The 19865-nt window shown below is 45.2% G+C and carries 16 protein-coding genes and 1 riboswitch; all 16 genes read right to left on the bottom strand.

Annotated elements, in window-relative coordinates; all coding sequences use genetic code 11:
* Positions 1 to 97: 97 nt before the first annotated feature.
* The 16 genes from eda to ACIGG7_RS04175 all read right to left on the bottom strand — a co-directional run bounded on the left by eda (position 98) and on the right by ACIGG7_RS04175 (position 19521).
* Positions 98 to 736 carry a bifunctional 4-hydroxy-2-oxoglutarate aldolase/2-dehydro-3-deoxy-phosphogluconate aldolase gene (gene eda, locus ACIGG7_RS04250; RefSeq protein WP_397548947.1) on the bottom strand — a complete coding sequence of 213 codons (639 nt, stop codon included), beginning with the start codon at positions 734 to 736 and terminating at the stop codon, positions 98 to 100.
* Entirely contained in the window at positions 733 to 1689 is a 957-nt protein-coding gene (locus ACIGG7_RS04245) for a sugar kinase (RefSeq protein WP_397548946.1), read from the bottom strand. Before ACIGG7_RS04245 ends, eda begins: the two co-directional genes overlap by 4 nt.
* 15 nt (positions 1690 to 1704) lie before the next feature.
* Positions 1705 to 5259 (bottom strand): heparinase II/III domain-containing protein, encoded by a 3555-nt coding sequence (locus ACIGG7_RS04240; RefSeq protein WP_397548945.1) that lies wholly within the window; start codon positions 5257 to 5259, stop codon positions 1705 to 1707.
* A gap of 97 nt (positions 5260 to 5356) precedes the next feature.
* On the bottom strand, positions 5357 to 6118 hold the full coding sequence (kduD, locus tag ACIGG7_RS04235; RefSeq protein WP_397548944.1) for a 2-dehydro-3-deoxy-D-gluconate 5-dehydrogenase KduD: 762 nt from the start codon (positions 6116 to 6118) through the stop codon (positions 5357 to 5359).
* Positions 6115 to 6945, bottom strand: coding sequence for a 5-dehydro-4-deoxy-D-glucuronate isomerase (gene kduI / locus ACIGG7_RS04230; RefSeq protein ID WP_397548943.1), 831 nt, complete (start codon positions 6943 to 6945; stop codon positions 6115 to 6117). The genes kduD and kduI overlap by 4 nt, the downstream gene beginning before the upstream one ends.
* Before the next feature lie 12 nt (positions 6946 to 6957).
* On the bottom strand, positions 6958 to 7578 hold the full coding sequence (locus ACIGG7_RS04225; protein ID WP_397548942.1) for a YesL family protein: 621 nt from the start codon (positions 7576 to 7578) through the stop codon (positions 6958 to 6960).
* 18 nt (positions 7579 to 7596) lie between these two features.
* Positions 7597 to 8796: a glycoside hydrolase family 88 protein gene (locus ACIGG7_RS04220; RefSeq protein ID WP_397548941.1), complete on the bottom strand. Its 1200-nt coding sequence runs from the start codon at positions 8794 to 8796 to the stop codon at positions 7597 to 7599.
* A gap of 61 nt (positions 8797 to 8857) precedes the next feature.
* Complete coding sequence (locus ACIGG7_RS04215) at positions 8858 to 10414, bottom strand: extracellular solute-binding protein (RefSeq protein WP_397548940.1); 1557 nt, start codon at positions 10412 to 10414, stop codon at positions 8858 to 8860.
* 33 nt (positions 10415 to 10447) lie between these two features.
* On the bottom strand, positions 10448 to 11320 hold the full coding sequence (locus ACIGG7_RS04210) for a carbohydrate ABC transporter permease (RefSeq protein ID WP_397548939.1): 873 nt from the start codon (positions 11318 to 11320) through the stop codon (positions 10448 to 10450).
* A gap of 9 nt (positions 11321 to 11329) precedes the next feature.
* Positions 11330 to 12316, bottom strand: a complete 987-nt coding sequence (locus tag ACIGG7_RS04205) for an ABC transporter permease (RefSeq protein ID WP_397548938.1) — start codon at positions 12314 to 12316, stop codon at positions 11330 to 11332.
* A gap of 264 nt (positions 12317 to 12580) precedes the next feature.
* On the bottom strand, positions 12581 to 14860 hold the full coding sequence (locus ACIGG7_RS04200; protein ID WP_397548937.1) for a helix-turn-helix domain-containing protein: 2280 nt from the start codon (positions 14858 to 14860) through the stop codon (positions 12581 to 12583).
* A gap of 433 nt (positions 14861 to 15293) precedes the next feature.
* The gene (locus ACIGG7_RS04195; protein ID WP_397548936.1) at positions 15294 to 15665 is read right to left on the bottom strand and encodes a DUF2500 domain-containing protein; all 372 of its coding nucleotides are present in this window, start codon (positions 15663 to 15665) and stop codon (positions 15294 to 15296) included.
* 133 nt (positions 15666 to 15798) lie between these two features.
* Complete coding sequence (locus ACIGG7_RS04190; RefSeq protein ID WP_397548935.1) at positions 15799 to 16272, bottom strand: response regulator; 474 nt, start codon at positions 16270 to 16272, stop codon at positions 15799 to 15801.
* Positions 16273 to 16337: 65 nt separating this feature from the next.
* Complete coding sequence (gene desA / locus ACIGG7_RS04185) at positions 16338 to 17369, bottom strand: Delta(5) desaturase DesA (RefSeq protein WP_397548934.1); 1032 nt, start codon at positions 17367 to 17369, stop codon at positions 16338 to 16340.
* Between the two features lie 259 nt (positions 17370 to 17628).
* Positions 17629 to 18591, bottom strand: coding sequence for a TRM11 family SAM-dependent methyltransferase (locus ACIGG7_RS04180; RefSeq protein ID WP_397548933.1), 963 nt, complete (start codon positions 18589 to 18591; stop codon positions 17629 to 17631).
* 66 nt (positions 18592 to 18657) lie between these two features.
* The gene (locus ACIGG7_RS04175; RefSeq protein ID WP_224942937.1) at positions 18658 to 19521 is read right to left on the bottom strand and encodes a 5'-methylthioadenosine/S-adenosylhomocysteine nucleosidase; all 864 of its coding nucleotides are present in this window, start codon (positions 19519 to 19521) and stop codon (positions 18658 to 18660) included.
* Between the two features lie 133 nt (positions 19522 to 19654).
* A riboswitch (purine riboswitch) is annotated at positions 19655 to 19758 on the bottom strand.
* Between the last annotated feature and the right edge of the window lie 107 nt (positions 19759 to 19865).

The following is a 19865-nucleotide window of genomic DNA, read 5'->3' as shown; positions in this document are numbered from 1 at the left end:
CGGGCCTTATTCTTTGATTATCATAAAATTTCGCTTTGAAGACGATGAAATAAGGACTTTGAGCCCTGGTCTCTCGATCACCTCTTAGAGACGTAATCTATACGGGTGAACGTACTCCAGCTCTCTCTACCAAACTCACGATATAGTCCGCAAAACCATGTTTTTCTTTCTGATAAACTCTCTTTAGCTCGCTCCCCACTCCCACTGCGGCAGCTCCTTCTTCGAGCCAATCCCTGATATTGACTTTCCCCACTCCTCCAGTAGGGATGAATTTTGCCTGTGGCAGTGGCCCCTTGAACGATTTGATATCGGATGGTTGAAAGATACTTCCGGGAAACAGCTTGATGAACGAGCAGCCCGCTTTCAAGCATAAAACGGCAGATTCGACGGTTGCGGCTCCTGGAATAATAAGCACCTGATACAAATGGCAGAGTTCGATGATTTCTTTCTCATAATGTGGACAGACAATGAATTCAGCCCCCTCCATGATGGACATTCGGGCAGAAGTAGGATCAAGAATGGTACCGGCTCCGACAATAACATGCTTTGGTTGTTCTTTTCGAATTTTTTTTATGATATTTAGGAAGCCTGGAGTTGTTGCGGTTACTTCAATCAGACGGATTCCCCCTTCAACCGAGAGCCGCGCCATTTCATAGGCTTCATCTTCGGAATCACTCCGGATGACAGCTATCATTTTATGAGTATGAATGGCATTCTCTATATCCCATTTCTTCATCTTTTCACCTCTATATCATTTCCTAAAAAGTGCTGCAGGGCCGATTCCCTTGGGAGCCCGTCATAGTCCCCTTGTGTAGAGGCGGCAATGGCCCCAACGGCGTTTCCTCGTATTGCCGCTTCCCATAACGAGAGTCCGCTTAACACTCCTGATAAAAATCCTGCACAAAATCCGTCTCCGGCCCCAACGGTATCCAATGGCGTTATTTCATAGCCCTTTATTTTTTGAAAATGACCGTCTGAAGAGACCGCACACCCTCCTTCTCCAAGTTTCATTACAACGTGATGGGCGCCTTGCATATGGAAGAAATGACACAATTCCTTGGTACTGGCTTCATTCTGATCCACACCTGCTAACAACCGCGCCTCTCCTATTCCAGGGAGAAAATAATCGACATGAGGTAAAATGCTTAAAATGAAGCTTCGAGCTTCTGAAATGTCCCACAGCTTTAATCTTAGATTGGGGTCAAAGCTGATAGGGATTCCATTCTTTTTCCCATATTCTATTAACCTCAACGTGACGTTCCTGCAGGAAGCACTTAATGCCGGTGTGATCCCGGTCAAATGCAGGATTTTCGTATCTCTCAATGCGTCCAGATTTACTTCTCCCCATTGAAGCTTCGATGCTGCCGATTGGTCCCGGTAATAGTAAACATCAGGATCGCCCCATCCTCGCCTGTCTTTGATCATTATACCGGTTCTATTATCGGGGTCTCGAACAACATAGCTGACTTCTACACCTTCACCTCGAAGGTGGTAAAGAATTTCTTCCCCAAACGGATCCACACCGAGCTTGCTGATCCAGTTGACCTTGTGACCAAGACGTGTCAACCCGATGGCCACATTGGATTCGGCTCCTCCTATCCGTTTGGAAAGGGACGGGGAACGGAGCATCTCCCCGTTCTCATTGCTAAGCAGAATCATTGTTTCTCCGATCGTTGTCACTTCCGCCACCTGAATTACCCTCCTTTATTTTTTAGTTATGACAAGCATTTCATCGATTTGTTCTGAATGGTAAGGTCCATTCACTTTACGAATATTGTTCGCTCTTTCATTTTTAATCATGAGGGTAAAGGCCTTCACTTTGTCACGATGGTTCAATTGTACTTGCAAATTTCCGTTTTGAATCTTCAACCCGATATGCTCAAGGATGGAAAAGCTGGATCCTTCACCTACCGTTACCTTCGCGGCCACCAGCTGCCCGTTTTCAGCATTTGGGTTATAGCAGATGTAATCCGTTTCGGTTCCTTTATCGATCCGCATGCAGCGGTCGTCGAGCTTTTCCACTGAATAAACCGGATCGGCCTTATCTGCGATCTGCATGACATGAACGAACCGAGCATCGTTCCCCGATTGCCTTTGAATCATAAACGGAATATTGACAGCTGATTCATTGGATGGACCAGGAGCTTCCCCTATGATGATTTCCCGGTTACCGTATAGAAGTGAAGTGAGATGGAAAGCAGTCGATTCCTGAATCCATGAGCTCGTCACTTGTTCTTCGGACTCAGCACTTTCTGCCTTTTGAATGATCTGATAACCATCTTCATTACCAAGGGCATCAGTCCTCTGTTTCAACGGCAGTTCCGTTGAAAATGTTCCTATCGGGTGCACTGCCCAGTCATATTGATGCATAGTGGAAGGGTCCGTAACAAGAAACCAATCTACTACATAGTCTTCGTCTGTCAAAACTGTCCTGTTATACGTCACCCCAGAATAAGAATCGTTAGATGAAGCCTTCATCATCTTAATGCCGTCCGTATTCACGTAGAAATCAAGTTCACCGCTTGACTCTTCCTGTGTCTTTCCATCAACCGTCACCGTATTATGGCTGATTGTCTGCTTATACCAATCCCGGTAGAGAAAATTTCCGTAAGAAGGCGTCCCAAAGTCTGGAAGTATCCTGGCTCCCTTACCAAAGAGGTCAAGATGGAGCTTATCAGGATGACCATGAGAGCCCCCATAATCACCATAATCAATTAACGAAAACATATCAGCCCCTGCACGCAGGATGCTGTGGCCCACTCCTTCAAAATTCTTCCCCTTGTTGTTAACAGATTCTGCGGTTGCCAGCTGATCCACCCCTGTGAAGAGTGCGTACAATCCTTCCCGTGGATTTTTTGCATACCGTTGATTCAGGACATTCAGGTATTTATTTTTTTGATAATAAGCATAAGCCGCTTCATATTCATGCGAACCTTTTGGGGAAACAGGGCCGACAAGAGATTCCCCATATTGGCCGCCATCATTGTTCATCGGCAGCCCGAAGTCCGGATAGGCATATTCGACCGGCAAATCAAACATTTTCTCAAGGGTTGGATTGGCATACAGGTCGTAGCCCCACTGCTTTGCCCCTTCTGCCAGAACGTTCAGTGCTCTCAGTGTGTACATATGATAGGAGATGGCCCCCTCCCACCAGAAACCGTCTCTTAGGACACTATTGTCCATCAGATAATAAAATCCGTGCTCTCCGTTGATGGCAAAGTCGATGTATTCCTGCTCCCCGAGAACAAATCCAATCATTCCAATAGCGGCGTTATGCCAGGCTTGCCAGTTCGAGCGTCCCATGTCATATTCGCTGAGGGTCACAGCCGACGGGCGGAGGAAATTCAGCTCTATGTTCATTTTGTCCTGGTCGGAAAGGATGCCGCTGTCGTATAAAAGATCGTAGGCGAGACTGACGTCGACCATACTGACGGCTTCATCAAGGGTCTGCCAATAGAGTCGCCCTCCCCTGGTCTGTTTTTCGTAGTTTGGATACATATCCACATATTCTAGTAGAATGCCTCTCGCTTTTTCCCCATATGCTAGATTGCCGCTAAGGGAGTAGGCGACGGATAAATCCTTGAGGGCTGTGATGATTTCATTGTGACGCTTCCACCGCCATCCCGCATCATACGTATCGCCGGTATAGTATTTCCCGTCCGCTGGACAGTAATGGCGGTGGGGACTGTCCGGATCATATTCCAATGGCGCATCGACTCCACAGTAATACCACATTCCATGCCCGCCTCCGAGGGTAGGAATGGTTAAATCCCGTGTAATCCATTGATCTGCTTCTGCTTTCAATTTCGTCCAGTAACCGGATGCCCACTGTTCATTTTGAATGCGTTCTTTGGCGCGTTCCAGCTCAGCTTTTCCGAAAAAAGACTTCGGCCGCTCATGCGAAGTCCTTGACCATTCCTTCATCGTATAACTCAGCTTCACGTTAAAATCGGCATCCAGCTGGATCCGTGAGGTGATGGGAATTGTCATGGATACCTCTTCTCCAATCTGTGTGGTCTTATCGATATCAACATGTATTGTAATCATCTTGCTTTCACCTGGTGAGAGTTCTCCTTCACTTTCATCGACGGTTATGGAATCAGTTAATTCTTCAGGAACCTTCACCACATACTCGTCTGTCTTATCACTGTTATTGGTTACAAACACCTTGTAGGATACTGAATTCATTTCAGCCGTAACAGATTTCGAAATGGCGTCTGGCGATACCTTGAAGGTCTCCCTGATGAGTTTCAGGTCATCGAGATACAGAACCGTTTCCGGATCCGGTGGCTGACTTGCATACCAGAAGGAATGAAACATCAGCCGGTTCACCTGGTCCCAACCCAATGGCTGCCTAGATGCTGTAAATCTGCTCTTTTCCAGGCTGACCTGCTTCCAGCCTTGCCAGTCGACCGTTACACTGTTCATGTAATAATCCATTCCGGAGGTTTCCGGATTATCCGCATCGATGATGACATAAATTGGCGTACCCGTTGCTTTTTCTGAATACATCCAAAGGTCGATGCGGTCATACCGGCTCCAATCTTTCGGGACGGCATAGGTTTGAACATTGGTTTTCGTATCGATGGACGACCATTTTCCTGAGTATCGCCCTTCTTTTACATAGGTGGTATTCCCGCTGAGGCTGGTCCACTTGGACATGTCTTCAAATCCGCTAAGAGGCAGGACGTCGACATCCCCCAGGCTCGTAATCGTGAAATGATCGAGAACCAGTTCAATCTCGGGATTTGGAGTTTCCTGGTACCATGAAGTGTGCAGCTTGACTTTGTCAATGCTCGAAAATCCCTTAGGGGAGTTGGCTGCTTTGAAGATATAGTACGGAAGAGATACCTGTTTCCAACCCCTCCAGTCGATGTTGATGGAGGTAATGTAATAGTCATAAGAGGTGGTGCTTGGATCGTTGGATTCCAGGATCACATACACTTTTCCTTCGGTCTCCTGTTTGGAATGTATCCACATGTTCAGCACTTCATTTCCGCTCCAGTCATGAGGAATCAAAGTGGTTTCAACGGCTTTCGTCGTCTTTCCGCTCTCCTCGTTCACCACATCCCAACGTCCTGCTTGAATCCCTTCCTTTACGAGCTCCGTCTCCGCTTCAAGACCGCTCCAATCATCAATATGCTCGAAATCCGAGATCACCGTTGATGTTTCTTCTGCCTTCGTGCTTTTTGGTAAATCTCCAATCGTTGGCACTAGTAACATGAAACATACAAATACTAGTAAACTCTTTTTTATCATGGTCCCCTCCTGGACAAAGGATGAGGATAAGGGTCAGTGGTGGATGCAGGCTATAGTAAGTTCGATGCTCTCTCTTTTGTCCTTATAATATAGTCATTTACCGTGACATCCAGCCTCCATCTACGACGAGCGTATGACCGCTTACATAGTCAGAAGCCGGCGAAGCTAAAAACAAAGCCGCTCCGACAAGATCACTCGTTTCACCCCACCGGCCTGCAGGTATGCGTGACAGAATGGCTTCACTCCGCTCCGGGTTCTCCCTCAGCGGTTTTGTATTTTTCGTGGCAATATAGCCTGGCGCAATGGCATTCACCTGGACATTATCGCAGGCCCATTCATTCGCGAGGGCCTTCGTGAGACCCGAGACGGCGTGCTTACTGGCGGTATATGAAGGAACAAAAATCCCCCCCTGGAACGAAAGAAGAGAAGCGATGTTAATAATCTTGCCCTGCTTCCGCTCCAGCATCGGTCCAGCGAGATGGCGGGTGAGGAAGAAAACGGCGCTAAGGTTGACGTCAAGGACGTCCTGCCAATTTTCCTCCGTATACTCCTTTGCGGGTTGACGACGAATGATGCCGGCATTGTTGACGAGAATATCAATCTCGTGATCTTCCAAAAGACGCGACGTCAGATTTTGGATATCCCCTGTCTCCTTCAAATCAAATGTGATTTTCTCGGCAGTGCCTCCTTCTCTTTCGATTAGGGAGGCGGTTTCCTCCATATTCCCTCTGTTTAGGAGAAGAACATCTGCCCCCGCTTTCGCATAGGCGACAGCAATCTCCTGACCGATACCACCAGAGGTGCCGGTAACGAGTGCTGTCTTCCCTTTTAATGAAAAGAGCGACTCTACATAGCTCATCGGAGGTCCTCCATATCTACGAATTCCATATCTGTGAACGTATAGTTTTCTCCTGCCATGGCCCAGATGAAGGTGTAATTGCTTGTTCCGACACCGGAATGAATCGACCATGCAGGCGATATGATACCCTGTTCATTTTTCACGACAAGATGTCTCGTTTCTCCTGGTTCACCCATAAAGTGAAACACCCGCCCGTTCTCAGACATGTCAAAATACAAATACACTTCACTACGACGATCATGGACGTGGGCCGGCATCGTATTCCACATATTGTTCTGCTCAAGCAGCGTCATCCCAAGCATAAGCTGGCAGCTTTGAATACCGTTTCCATGCACATATTTGTAGATCGTGCGCTCATTCGATTCCTTGATCGAGCCCATATGAGCCGGTTCGGCGTCTTCGATGGCAACCTTTTTCGTCGGATATTCTTTATGGGCAAGGGTTGAGACCAGATAGAATCTTGACGGTGTATCGGGATCGTCGCTGAGGAACTGAATGTGTTTTTTCCCTAGTCCTACATAAAGACAGTCCCTCTTCTGCATTTCGAAGCGATCTCCGTCCACTTCGACGATCCCGGGACTCCCGATATTAATGACGCCAAGCTCGCGCCGCTCCAGGAAATGACCTGTCTTGATGCTATCGGCAATGTCAGCTGTAAGTGGTTCATGAGTCGGTATCGCACCGCCGATCAGCATCCGATCTTCATGGGTATACGTAAAGTTCACTTGCCCCTCCTTAAAAAGATTCTCCATCAAGTAACGCTCTCTCAATTCTTCGGTCGTATAAAACTTCGCTTCTTCCGGATTTGTTGCATATCGATTCTCCACTTTTAATCCTCCTTAAAATTGTTGATTTTTTTCCTTAGACTGAAAGGCGAGGTTCGCTATCCACATCAGGGTCAGCGTCAAATACCCAATCGAGCAGAAAGGGAGCAGTCCCGGCACAGCCTGCATGAGCAGGACGAACGAAAACAGGGTGACACCCATCATGATGACATGCATTGGATGGGCCAACGCCATCATCACGGATACCTTCAGGATGTCCACCGTTTTCAATCGATAATGGACGAGAACGGGAAACAGGAACAGAACACTCATGCCATAGGTAAACATGGCGAGCATAGCCATCAGGAAAAGGAGAAATCCTATGATCCCCTCCAGCCCCTGGAATATCCGGCTGTAGAAGTAGAGGATGAACCCGATGACTGCCGTAATCCAGCCAATTCTATTCGCCTTCCAAAACTCATCCTTATAGCTGCTCCAGAACGTTTGAAAAAGGGGAATGTCCCCGTGCTCCCGGATCCATTTTCTTGTAACAGCAAACATCGCCGTTGTCGCAGGAAACAGACCCAGAAGGCCGATGCCGGCAAGGGTAAAAACAAACCAAAGAAATTGCAACGTCACGAATCGGGCAATCCACTCCATCACAGTATAAAGTCCGCCAGAAAGCCTGTTTTCCATTCCCATCCCCTCCTTTCACTACCAGTACATCTCCCAGTCTTTCACCAATCGGACAAGGGCTTCAAAATAAAAATAATCTCCCCAGATACAGCTTTCATCGACTCCCATATTACCGCCTTTATAATACACGGCATGCTTCAGGATTCCATTCTCTTCACCTTCAATCGCCGTTGTGTAGTGCTCAAAAAGGGAGGAGATGATGGAAAGCGATGCTTCTTCATAGTCTCTTTTCTTCGGGTCTGTCAATGGCAGGTGCCTGCTCATTTCAAGGAGACCGCACACAGCGATGGCAGCAGCCGAGCTATCCCGTTCCTCCTGCCCTGAGGTGAACGTCAAATCCCAATAACAAACGTGGTCTTCTGGTAGCCGGTTCAAGAAATAGTGGGATAGTTTCTTCGTCAACCCGATAAGGGAAGTGTCCTTTGTATAGTGATAGCTGAGGGGAAATCCGTAGATTCCCCATGCCTGCCCCCTTGCCCAACACGAGTCGTCTGCATAGCCCTGATGAGTATTACCGTAAAGGGGCTTACCGCTTTCAGGATCCATATAGAATGTATGAAAGGTTGAGGCATCCTCCCGTACGATATAGGAGGCGGCCTGCCGCACGTGACTTATGGCAATGTCACGATATTTGCGATCACCCGTTACCTCCGTTGCCCAATATAATAAGGGGATGTTCATATTGCAGTCGATGATCATACGCCCTTGTTGCTTTGGATTATTCAAGTCTCCCCAGGCCTGCAGGATACCTGCCTTATCATAGAAGCGTTTTATCAATAAATCGGCGGCCTTCAGCGCAGCATCCCTCGCCCTTTCGTTACCGGTCAGCTTATAGGCACTGACGCACGATAGGGAATACAGGAACCCTACGTCGTGATGATTAACCTCGATCTCTTTTTCGATACGCTCAATGAATGAGTCCACTTGTATCTCGGCGACCCGTCTATATTTCTCATCACCCGTTACCTCATACGAGAGCCACAGCATCCCTGTCCAGAAGCTTGTCGTCCATTCTATATTGTCAATCGGCTGATACACACCGTTTGTGCTTGCACAGTCGGGGAATTGGTGAGTAAAGACATCAAGGCTCTGGTCGATTTTCATTAAGACGTGATGAATTGCCCGTTTAATATACGCCTGATTCACGTGGTCGTTTTTGTAAAATCGTTCCCGATTACGGATTCCTTCATCGACAATGCTTTCTTTTTTCACCTTCATATCATTCCTCCTTTTGATGGAACAGAGGTGTTCTTCATTGTGAAAAACACCTCTGTTTGCTTTACTTGTTTTCTAAATAGCGTTCATATGCCTTCTGGTGAAGCTCGACGAATTCATCAGCGCCCAGCTTTTTCAACTGTTTCTGAAACTTATCGTAATCAACCGGCTCGGAACCCATAATCCATTTCTGCATTGTCTCATCGCGATACGTATTCAACTGGGCCCCAATATCAAATACTTTTTTCTCCTCTTCCTCTGTAAAATTCAGTGGAGGCATTGGATCCATGAAGTATTGATTTTTCGAATATTCCTCGATTCCTTGAAGTGCAAGCGGGTTCAGCCACTGTTTCTCATATTCGAAGTCCTGTTGGTAACTGAATATGACCTGTGAACCAATTTCACGCATCGCACCTGCTACGTCCCCGCTATTCAATACTTCATCCGTAAATTGTGGCTTCCCGTTCACCATTTCATACGTCTCACCCTCCACACCGAAGTTCATGAGACGGCGTCCTTCCTCCGTGAAAAAGAAGTCAAGGTACTTGATCGCTTTGACAGGATCCTTCGTGTTGTAGCCGATGCCAACTCCGGAATATTCACCATATGGATCACGGACGGTTACCTCTACCTGCTCTCCTTCTGTGTTGGCTGGAGGGGCAAATGGAATCCATTCAAAGCCATCAATTTCATTCTTTAATAAATCATTGTAGCTTGCCGTGCTTCCGAACCAATCGTGGCTCACCCCACCCTGATTGTTGCCAAGCAGGATGTCTCTTGCTTTCGCTCCACGGGTGAAAATCTCGGGATCAATCAGTCCTTCGTCATACCATTTCGCCAGATTTTCCATGGCCGTACCGTAGTTATCTTCGGCAGGGCCGTATTTAATTTGATCACCATCGACGTACAGGTCATTATGTGCTCCCCAAAGAATCGCAATTTCCCCAAGGGTGGTCGGAATTCGAGAGAAATAAGGAATCTCGTCTTTCTGTCCATTACCGTTGGCGTCTTTTTCTAAGAAGGTTTTCATGGCTCTATATAAATCATCAGTCGTTTTCGGGATTTCCAGATTGAACTTATCGAGCCAGTCTTTACGGATGAACCAACCCTGCTGCGCTTCACCGTCTGCAATGAACGGGATATAGTACATCTTTCCGTCCGAAGCAAGGGCAGAGGCTTTCATACCCTCCATTTCTTCAAGGTATTTCTGAATATGAGGAGCATGCTCTTTGATCAGGTCATCCAGGGGTAAGAATGCGCCTTCCTTTCCATATTTGTTCATGTCCTGCTTTTTCCCCATGACGATATCCGGCACTTCTCCGGATGCAAGCATCAGGTTGAATGCTTCATTACTCGCCGTGGATGTTTTCGGGGCAACCCCCTTCAGATTCACGTTCGTCATCTTTGCCGCTTCCTTAAACGTCGGCCAATCATCACTGAAGACCACGGCACCGTCGTTATAATGCATGTAAATCGTCATATCCACCGGCTTCTTTGATACGAGATAGGAGCCTTCCTCATTAACCGGAACATCCGAACTTTCGCTACTCGTTTCTTTATTGCTGCACCCGGACGCCATGATAAGCATCATAGAAAATATTGCTGCATAAGTCTTTTTCACTAACTATCTCCCCTTTTCAAATAAATGTTTGATCTATTCCTTTACTCCTCCGATCATGGTTCCTTTCACAAAGTGCTTTTGCAGGAACGGATAGACAAGTACGATCGGAAGGATGGAAATCACGATTGTTGCATAGATGATCGTTTCCTTTGAGTACTGCGAGGCGACGTCGAAAGCTCCCATCATTTGTTCACTGACCGACATTTCAACGATCAGTTTCTTCAGCAATACCTGAAGTGGAATCTTGTTTTCATCCTTCAGGACGATCATCGACCAGAAGTATCCGTTCCAGCGGTTTACCGCGTAAAACAATCCCACCGTGATCAGGGCCGGTTTGGATAATGGAAGGAAAATCTTCCACAACACCTGAAAATCATTGGCCCCGTCGACCTTCGCCGATTCCTCGAGGGAATCCGGCACGTTCTGAAAAAAGCTTCTCATGATGAAGACGAGAAAGGTGGAGACGGCAAATCCGACGATGATCGCTGTCCTGGTGTCAAGCAACCCCAGGTCCTTAAGGTTCAAATACGTCGGGATGATGCCGGCATTGAACCACATCGTGAAGGCGATGAAAAAGGCAATGGCGCTTCTTCCTTTCAGCCTCCGTTTTGACAGCGGATAGGCGCCGCATATCGTGACAAACAGGCTAAAAGCCGTCCCGACCACGGTATAATAGATGGTGTTACCGTACGCGATCCAGATGCCTGGCTCAGTCAGAACCCGTGTATAGGCCTCGAAGGTGATGTCCTTCGGAAACAAGAGGACATCACCGCGGATGACTGATTGGGATGAACTGATGGATGCTGACAGGACATAGATGAATGGATAAATGCAGAGTAGTGCCAGCCCCCCCACGAGCAGATAAATCCCCATATCGGCCATTTTACTTCCCCATGATTTCTTCATTTACATCACCTACCATAACCCGCCGCTTTGGCTGTATTTTCGGCTGAGCTGATTTGCGGAAACGACCAGGATCAATCCGATGACGGCATTGAACAATCCAGCCGCTGCCCCAAGTTCATAATCTCCACCCTGCAGTCCGGCTCGGTATACATAAGTATTGATGACATCGGCTGTTTCATAGGTCGCCGGCTGATAAAGAAGGATGATCGCTTCATATCCTACCTCGAGGAAATTCCCAATGTTCAATATAAAGAGAATGATAATCGTCGGCATGATCCCGGGCAGCGTCACATTCCACACCTGCTGCCAGCGGTTTGCCCCATCCATTCGAGCCGCTTCATATAAATGAGGACTGATCCCTGCAATGGCAGCGATATAAATAATGGCGTTGAATCCTATATCCTTCCAGATCCCCATGCCGACGAAGATGCTGCGGAAGTATTCCGGGATGGTCAGGAAGTAGGTCTTATCCCCTCCAAGCTTGTCGATGATGATGTTGACCAATCCGTTCGTCGGAGCCAAAAAATTTGTGACGATCCCTGCCACGACGACAATGGAAATGAAGTGCGGCAGATAAGTCAATGTCTGTGTGAGGCTTTTATATGCTTTATGTCTGATCTCATTAAAGAGAAGCGCTAAGATGATCGGTGCTGGAAATCCAAAGAGCAGTCCGTAGAAACTGATTAATACCGTGTTCTTCAGTGTTCTGAAAAAGTAATCGCTTTCAAAAAATCGGATGAAGTTTTCAAATCCGACCCAAGGACTTTCAGAGATCCCCTGGAAAATACTATAGTCCTTGAATGCAATCTGAAGCCCGTACATCGGCCTGTATAAGAAGATGATGTAGTAGGCGATGAACGGAATCAGCAACAAGTAAAGATACTTGTCACGGATTACGGCTTTTTTGATCCCGATCCAGCCCAGTTTAATCTTGGACTCCCTTGGCGAGGGCGAGTCCGTGTTTGCTTCTGTAGAAGTCGAAACACCCGTCTCCACCTTCATCCCCCCTTTCCTAATTGGTTGCTATTGCTTATTTTCAGCCTACTGAATAGGAGAAGAGAATACTATCGTCGTTTTTTATGGTGTATCATTCTTTTTATGAGAATGGAGGAATTGTGAGGATTGAGCCTTTTTTTCATCTAAAGAAATGGTGATGACCTTGAAATGTGTATACTGCTCCCGTTCTTAAACCGGTGGAGATTCCCTCTCAAATAACACCGGTAGATTTATTTAATAACAAGAAAACGCCGGAACCGGCACCTAGGAAGAGAGTCGTTCCTTCTCATATTGTCCAGGTGACAGCCCGACGTATTTTTTGAAGATGCGGATGAACGTATTGACATTATTGTAGCCGACCATTCCTGAGAGTTCCTGAATCTTGACATTCTGGGTTTGTAGAATTTCCTTCGCCTTCTCAACCCGGTAACGATTCAGAAACTCTTTGTAATTCTCCCCTGTATGTTCTTTGAAGATCGTACTCACATAGCTTGCAGATAACTTGAAATGCTCGGCAAGATCCGTAAGTGAAATATCCCTTTGATAATTGCTGTAGATGTATTCCATCAGGGCATCAGCAATGGTACAATCATTCTTTTTCGTATCTTCCTTAATCTCATTGACAAGTGTTTCAAAGACTGAAAGCAGGGTCTCTTCCAATTTTGCTTTGCCTTCAATTTTCTTCAGCTCGAAATAAAGATTGATTCCGTCCCCGTATATGTCTTCCACTGATTGATTGACCTGTTGCAGGATGCGGTTGGCGGTGGAAATCAACGTAAATACAAAGCTCCTCAATGCCTTTTCATTCAATTGCTTCGCGTAGAAATTTTCCTTTAGCACCGTGTGTAATATCGACAAGGCTTTTTCCTTTTGGCCCCTGACAACAAAATCAATGAGATCCTTTTCTACAGCAATCGGAAAATAGAAATTCTGGTGTTTTAAGTGATCGATATCTTCTTTTGTAACTATGCTTTTCCCTTCAATGGCAAATCGGTATTCAAGCAGCATCCTTGCCTGTTTGTAGGCTTCTTTTAACTGAATAGGTGATTGGACCGGTTCGCCTATTGCGATTACCATGGTAGCCTGAAGTCGCTCATCCAGTCCGGCTTTAAAGTGGTGAAGCCACGTTTTCAGTTGTATCATGTTCGTCTCATTGGTAAGTACCGCTAGTTTTTCAGCTTCGATTTCAATGATTTCACAGGAATGCTGAAGCTCTAATTTTTCTTTTAAATAGGATAGCAATTGCAGCTTTAATGTAAGAATTCCTTCCCTTGATACCGACTCTTCCCACTCTCTATAATGACTGAATTCAAAGAGAATGAGCGTGGATTCTTCTTTCAGTTTGCCAAGGTCATATTGATCAAGTTTTTCGTTGATTTTCCCATCTGGGAGCAGTCCGAATAATAGATCACGGAGGACCTTGTGTTTGAGCGGCATCTGGTTGGTTTCGATGGTTCTCTTGAGGGACTCGTTTACTTTTTTCATCCTACTCGTCATGCTGCGGATAAAGGCAAACTCATCTCCCTTTTCAAATTCAGTCCCGTCTTGAAGGTCGCTCAGCACCTTACGTAACGGTTTATAAGCACTTTGGACAAAATAAAACGCTATAAGGAAACCGAGAAGCAACAAGACAAGGTCAATCAACAGTGCCTGAAGAAGCATCACCGTTAGGGAAGTTTCCGGCTTGATGGAAGAAACAGAAATATAGTTCCAGTCCTTCAACACATCTGAACCGATCGAGCGAATCGTCATTTCTTCATCTTGGCTTTTTTTATAAATCGGGAAGGTACCTTGTTCATGATTTATTTCTTTTAATTTTTCCTGGGTCAGAATGGAAGTGAGTCCTTTTTCTTGAAAAGATGATTCACCGATCGTGATTTTTTCATTGGACGAAATCACAAAACCACTTTCCACTCGGTCATCAAGTTTCGGGAACAGGTTTCTAGAATAGAAGCTTAAAATAAAAATGATATTCTCACTGTCTGAAATTTTTTCTTTTTTCAAGAGGGTAATATAGCGACTGTCCTCGCTCTGGCTCAGTGTCATAATGTTGTATTGACCAAAGCTGCTGTTCTTCTTATCCAGATAAGCCTGCACCTGGATTTTCTCTTTGCTACTCAGTCCAAGCTGATTCAAATAAAGGTTCTTATCAATCGTTACATGCGGGGTGACGACGATATTATCCCCAGTCTTCATAACTCCAATTTGATATTCAAACTGGCTGAAGGCCGTGGAATTGTCCTGGAGTTCCTCCAACAATTCTTTCATATAATAATATTTCAGTTTTTCGTTCGTATTGGTACTGTACTGTTCAAAGGCCATCGTCGATTTCAACTGGATCAATCCACTCAATGCTACCTGCAGGCGATGGTCAACCTTCTCCTTCGTCTGCTTCAACAACTCCTTCTGACTCTGCTCCCTTTCCATATTTGTTAGCTCATTGCTCTTCACATAATAAACAACCGTAACGGCTAGAGTATAAATAAAAATGATACCAAAGACACACGAAAACAGCTTCCAGAAATACTTCTTATTTCTCACCATTTCCCCCTCCTTTCGTTATATAAAATGGTGATAAATAAAAAAATATATATTTTTTTATCTCTTTTTCTTATCATATAAACGATGTACACACCTATCCATCATCATTTTTTTAGATGTTTCACGATTCTTTACGATTTCTCAAAGCTTGTACAATATATTCTAAGAAAACAGGTGGCAGGACTGGTGTGAATAAAATGATGATTTGGACTTATTGGTTAAAATTTGTAAATACTTATATATCAAATATTCTGCCTGGATTGATTTTTTTCCTTTTAACAATTTTGGATAAATGTTGTTGGTGATAGAACATCAACTTTTAAGGTTAGGAAAATCCTACTATAAGATTCAACCTATTATTGAGACATCCATAATACCTTCTGAAGTCAACCCAAATAATGCCCGCTGCTCATGAGCAACGGGCATTATTTATTAATTATAGTGAAACCTCATTTTGGTGACGATCAAACCCCAGATATCGCGTCCCCTGAAAGGTCAATTCCCCCACATCCCCTTCTACGAGCATACCATAATCCGTATCCTTTACTTTCAATTCCATCCTATCGCCGCTTTCCACCTCGAAGGTGATGAAGTAATGGCTATAGGCCCGGGTCTCTCCGCCTCCCCTTACAGCTGTCCGTTTTCCAAGAACCTTCGCCTTCACATTCAATGTCGGCGATTGATTATTTTGACTCCACTGGGAAATCCCTTTTACCGCAGAAAACAAAATAAAGGATATGACAAATATAAAGATGAGCCCAATGAAGATCGGTGCCGCTTGAAACATAAAATCCCCGCCTGGCGACATGGTTACATCCCCCTTAGATCTTTTTCTATATTTTAACATCTACACACTTATATGTGTGATGGAATCTAAAGATGACGCGAAAAAGCCCGATTCTGAACAGAAGACTGTCCAGAATCGAGCTTCTAAATTACATTCAACCTGTAGGATGTTTCATTTTATTTAAGAACAACGAAAGATAATTCTGCTTCACCGGTCCGGGTGCTTGGGGAGTCTCGAATAAAGAAGGCTCAGCCTTTTCCATAAGTTTTGGGGAATACATTCTCATTCCGTCCATGATGCTGCGAATCGAAGAAGTTAGCTCTTCACTTGGACTGTCCTTCAACAAATATCCATGGGCACCGGATCGCTTCACCCATTCGAGATATCCTTCTTTGGCGAATGTTGTGAACACCAGTAATTTACACCCTTCTTCTTGGAGAGGTCCGTCCCTCAGAAGGGTTTCAATATCAAGGAGGAGAATGTCCGGTCGGTGTTGATGGATAAGTTCTTTTGCGTGTTCCTTGTTTTTTGCCCTGTTTACTACTTCCATGTCTTCTTCAAGGTTGAGCAGAGAACCGATCGTCCCCAATACCCTATCTTGGTCCTCTGCAATCACTATGCGAATCATGCAGGTTCTCTCCTTTTTTACACGTATCAAGTAAAGACTCCCCTAATAAGGAGAGTCAACTGTTTCTATAATTCAGGTTTAGCTTCTGCAGGAATGCGTGCTTTAGATTTTGCTGAAGAATTGATGCCTTTAAAGCCTACAAACGTTTTATTTTCTTCGTCCCATAATTTGAAGCGTAGGGATTTTAAACTTGTTAACAGTGAGATCGTCGGTACATTTTGTAATGGCTCAGTATTGTTATGCGCATCCTCCAGCCTGTAGTTCGGCACCCTTGGACTTAAATGATGCACATGGTGATACCCGATGTTCCCTGTCAGGAACTGCATGATTTTCGGAAGCTTATAATAGGAGCTTCCTTCAACCGCCGCCAGCACATACTGCCACTCTTTATCCTCTTCGAAATAGGAATCTTCGAATGTATGCTGAACATAGAACAACCAGATTCCGATGGATCCTGACACCATGAAGATCGAACCTTGAACAAGTAAGAACTCCTGCCATCCTAGTGTGACACATAGCAGGGCAATGAGAGCCGTGATGATCACATTGACTAAATAGGTGTTATTACGCTCTTTCTTACGAGCGTTTTTGCGATTAAATCGATTTTTCAATAAGAACACATAAATGGGTCCAAGTACAAACATCACAAACGGATTGCGGTAAAGACGATAAGCTAAACGTGTTTTCATTGGTGCTGCTACATATTCATCGATGGTAAGGGTCCAGATATCACCTGTCCCACGCTTATCAAGGTTTCCGCTTGTCGCGTGATGCACAGCATGATCATGTCCCCATTGATCGAACGGGAACAGCGTCAGGACACCCATAGCCGTTCCGACTGCCCGGTTGGCACGACGGCTCTTGAAGAATGAAAAATGGGTGCAATCATGAAAGATGATGAAGATCCTCGTTAAGAATCCTGCAGCGATCACAATTGGAACAAGTGCCAGCCAGTACGATACTGACAGACTTTGATACGCAAGGAACCATAATAGAAAGAACGGTCCAAGCGTGTTGAACATCTGCCATACACTTTCCTTCGTCGTCGACTTTTCATAAGGTGCCACTTCTTTTTTCAATGTTTTTATATTTGTCATGTCATAATTCCCTTCATTTAAGGCGTTGGATTCATTATAGGGGAAGGGGAATTCCCATGTTAGTAGTAGGTGTCATACGCTGGGTATGACAAATGTCATAAGGGAGAAATTTACATGCACTTTCACTGTCTGAAACCCTTGATAGTAAAGGATTTTCAGCCAAAGCTTCACGCTTTCATTTTTTTGAAAAATGAAGATTTTTCTTATGACAAATGCAGATCCATAAAAAAAAGAGTGTGGAATCAATCTTCCACACTCTTCACGCACAGACCAATATCTGTCTGACAAATCTTCCTTTACTCACTTCACACCGATCGACGATATCGAAGCCTGCTTTTTCCACGTTTGAATCCACATCCTCAAGCGTAACAATCACGACCCTTTCAGCGAATCGCCTAGCACTTCGGAGCATGTCCAATTGTTCCTCATCCGTGATGACGGAGCAAAGATTATAGGGCAAATCAATGACAGCGACATCGTAACTGCCCGTCACATCATTTATGTCCCTTAATGACACATCCCCTTTGAATCCAAAGTGTGCGATATTCTCCCTGACTCCATCAAGGATCAATGGATTCCGGTCACTTCCAACAATATCGATTCCCATGGACAAAGCCTCTACAAGAACGGTCCCGATTCCGCAGCAAGGGTCAATCATTTTGATTCCTTCCGTTTTCGGTGCCGCGATGTTCACGACGGCTCTTGCCACACGGGTGCCGAGTGCTGTGGAGTAGCTGTGGGGCTTTTTCACGTGATGCAGCCACACCGCTTCATTTTTCGCATATGTTCCAAACATCCACCTGTCGTCAGTCTTGATGACCCCGTACCAGATGGAGGGATCCACAAGCTCTGCTTCGCCTTTCAGGTGAAGGCCGACTTCTTTTTCAATTCTTCTCAGCTTCTTGAAGCCGACTCGATCGGCATCGGGATTCTGTACAAACACGACCTTGAATCCGTCCACCGCATTTAATTGATGAATCTTATTTAATAATTCCTCGAACTCAGCACCCTCGCAGGTGATTTCCAGTCTTTCACGAATGAAAGGACTCCTGCTCGGGTCTACTTTCAACGAACTTACTAGAATGCCAGATTCAGAATCCTTTCCGAATAACATGCGCTTTTCCAGTGCACAAAGGGACTCTTCATTCGGTTCCCAAGAATACGTATATAAATAATTTTTCGTTTCTATTATGATCAACTCCGTGTGATGTTCAAATTGCACCTCATCATTGTATCACACAAAAGAGGGACGGACCTCCGAATTGGAGGTCCGTCCCTCTCGATTGAATTACTTCATCTCTGAGATATATTCTTTCACGACTTCAAACACATATTCCTGATTGGCTGCAGCTGTGTCTGGATTGTATGCTCCACCGTTCGTTTTATTATTCGATAAAACGCGGATTCCAAGGAATGGTACATCGTATGCTCCGGCAATTTGCGCTGCCGCTGCCCCTTCCATTTCCTCTACAGACGAGCCGTACTTCTCATGAAACCATTGGATACGGTCCACTTCGTTATTCCAGACGTCTGCAGAACCGATTGTCCCTTCGACGACTTTCCCTTTTTTATACGTATCTTTTACTGCTTTTGCGGCAGCAAGCAGTGTCTCATCACCATCATAGTATCTGATTTTCTCGGCATTCGGGTCTTCCCCTGCGCTTCCTTCAGAAGCCATCAGGTCCATCGGCTTCCAGGCAGTCGGTTCGATTCCTTCCTCATCGGCCATGTTCCCTGTTTTTAACGAACCGAGATTCACGGTTCTTTCCCCGATGACGATATCAAATACATTCAGCTCTGGGTCGTGACCGCCGGACGTCCCTTGATTGATGATGGCAACCGGATCATATTTTTCAATGGCAACAGCCGTCGCCGCTGCCGTATTTTCCATTCCTTTACCCGTCTTCGTAACAATGACAGGATAGTCATTCAACGTTCCTTTATAAAAAACAAATGATCCGGATTTCTCTTCCTTCACATTCTCAAGCTTGCCTGCAAACTTCTCAGCCTCAATTGGCATTGGCCCCTGTATGATGATTGGATGCTCTTCTTTCTTTTCCTTTGCTTCTGTTTGGGTCGTTGAGCTGCATCCAGTGAAGACGGATAAAGCCAATACTGATAATGCTGCCAATGATGCGATTTTCTTTCTCATAGTAATCTCTCCCTTTTCTTGGTGAATGGATCCCTGCGTATGTGGTCAAAAGAAAAAGACCTGTAATGGTAGAGTGAATTCTACGTTCCAGATCTTCAAAGTCAAAGAATGGGTGAACGGCAAATAGGCCAAAAAACCGAATACTTCAACTCGTAGTCTAGTTCTTATAATGGGAACCAGGTAGAAACGCTCAGACCATATTACCGAGGATATACGAGTAACGCTATGTACTTGTGCTACGGTGTAACTATACCAAAGCAGGAATGGATATTCAACAAAAACACGAATTTTATTTTTTAATTTATATTTTAATGTTCGTGTTTAAAGGAATCCCCCTTACTTGA

Origin of the sequence: Rossellomorea sp. NPDC077527, from assembly GCF_044542955.1 — a bacterium.
GTDB classification, from domain to species: Bacteria; Bacillota; Bacilli; order Bacillales; family Bacillaceae_B; genus Rossellomorea; species Rossellomorea aquimaris_E.
This window is presented reverse-complemented; position numbering and strand designations above follow the sequence as displayed.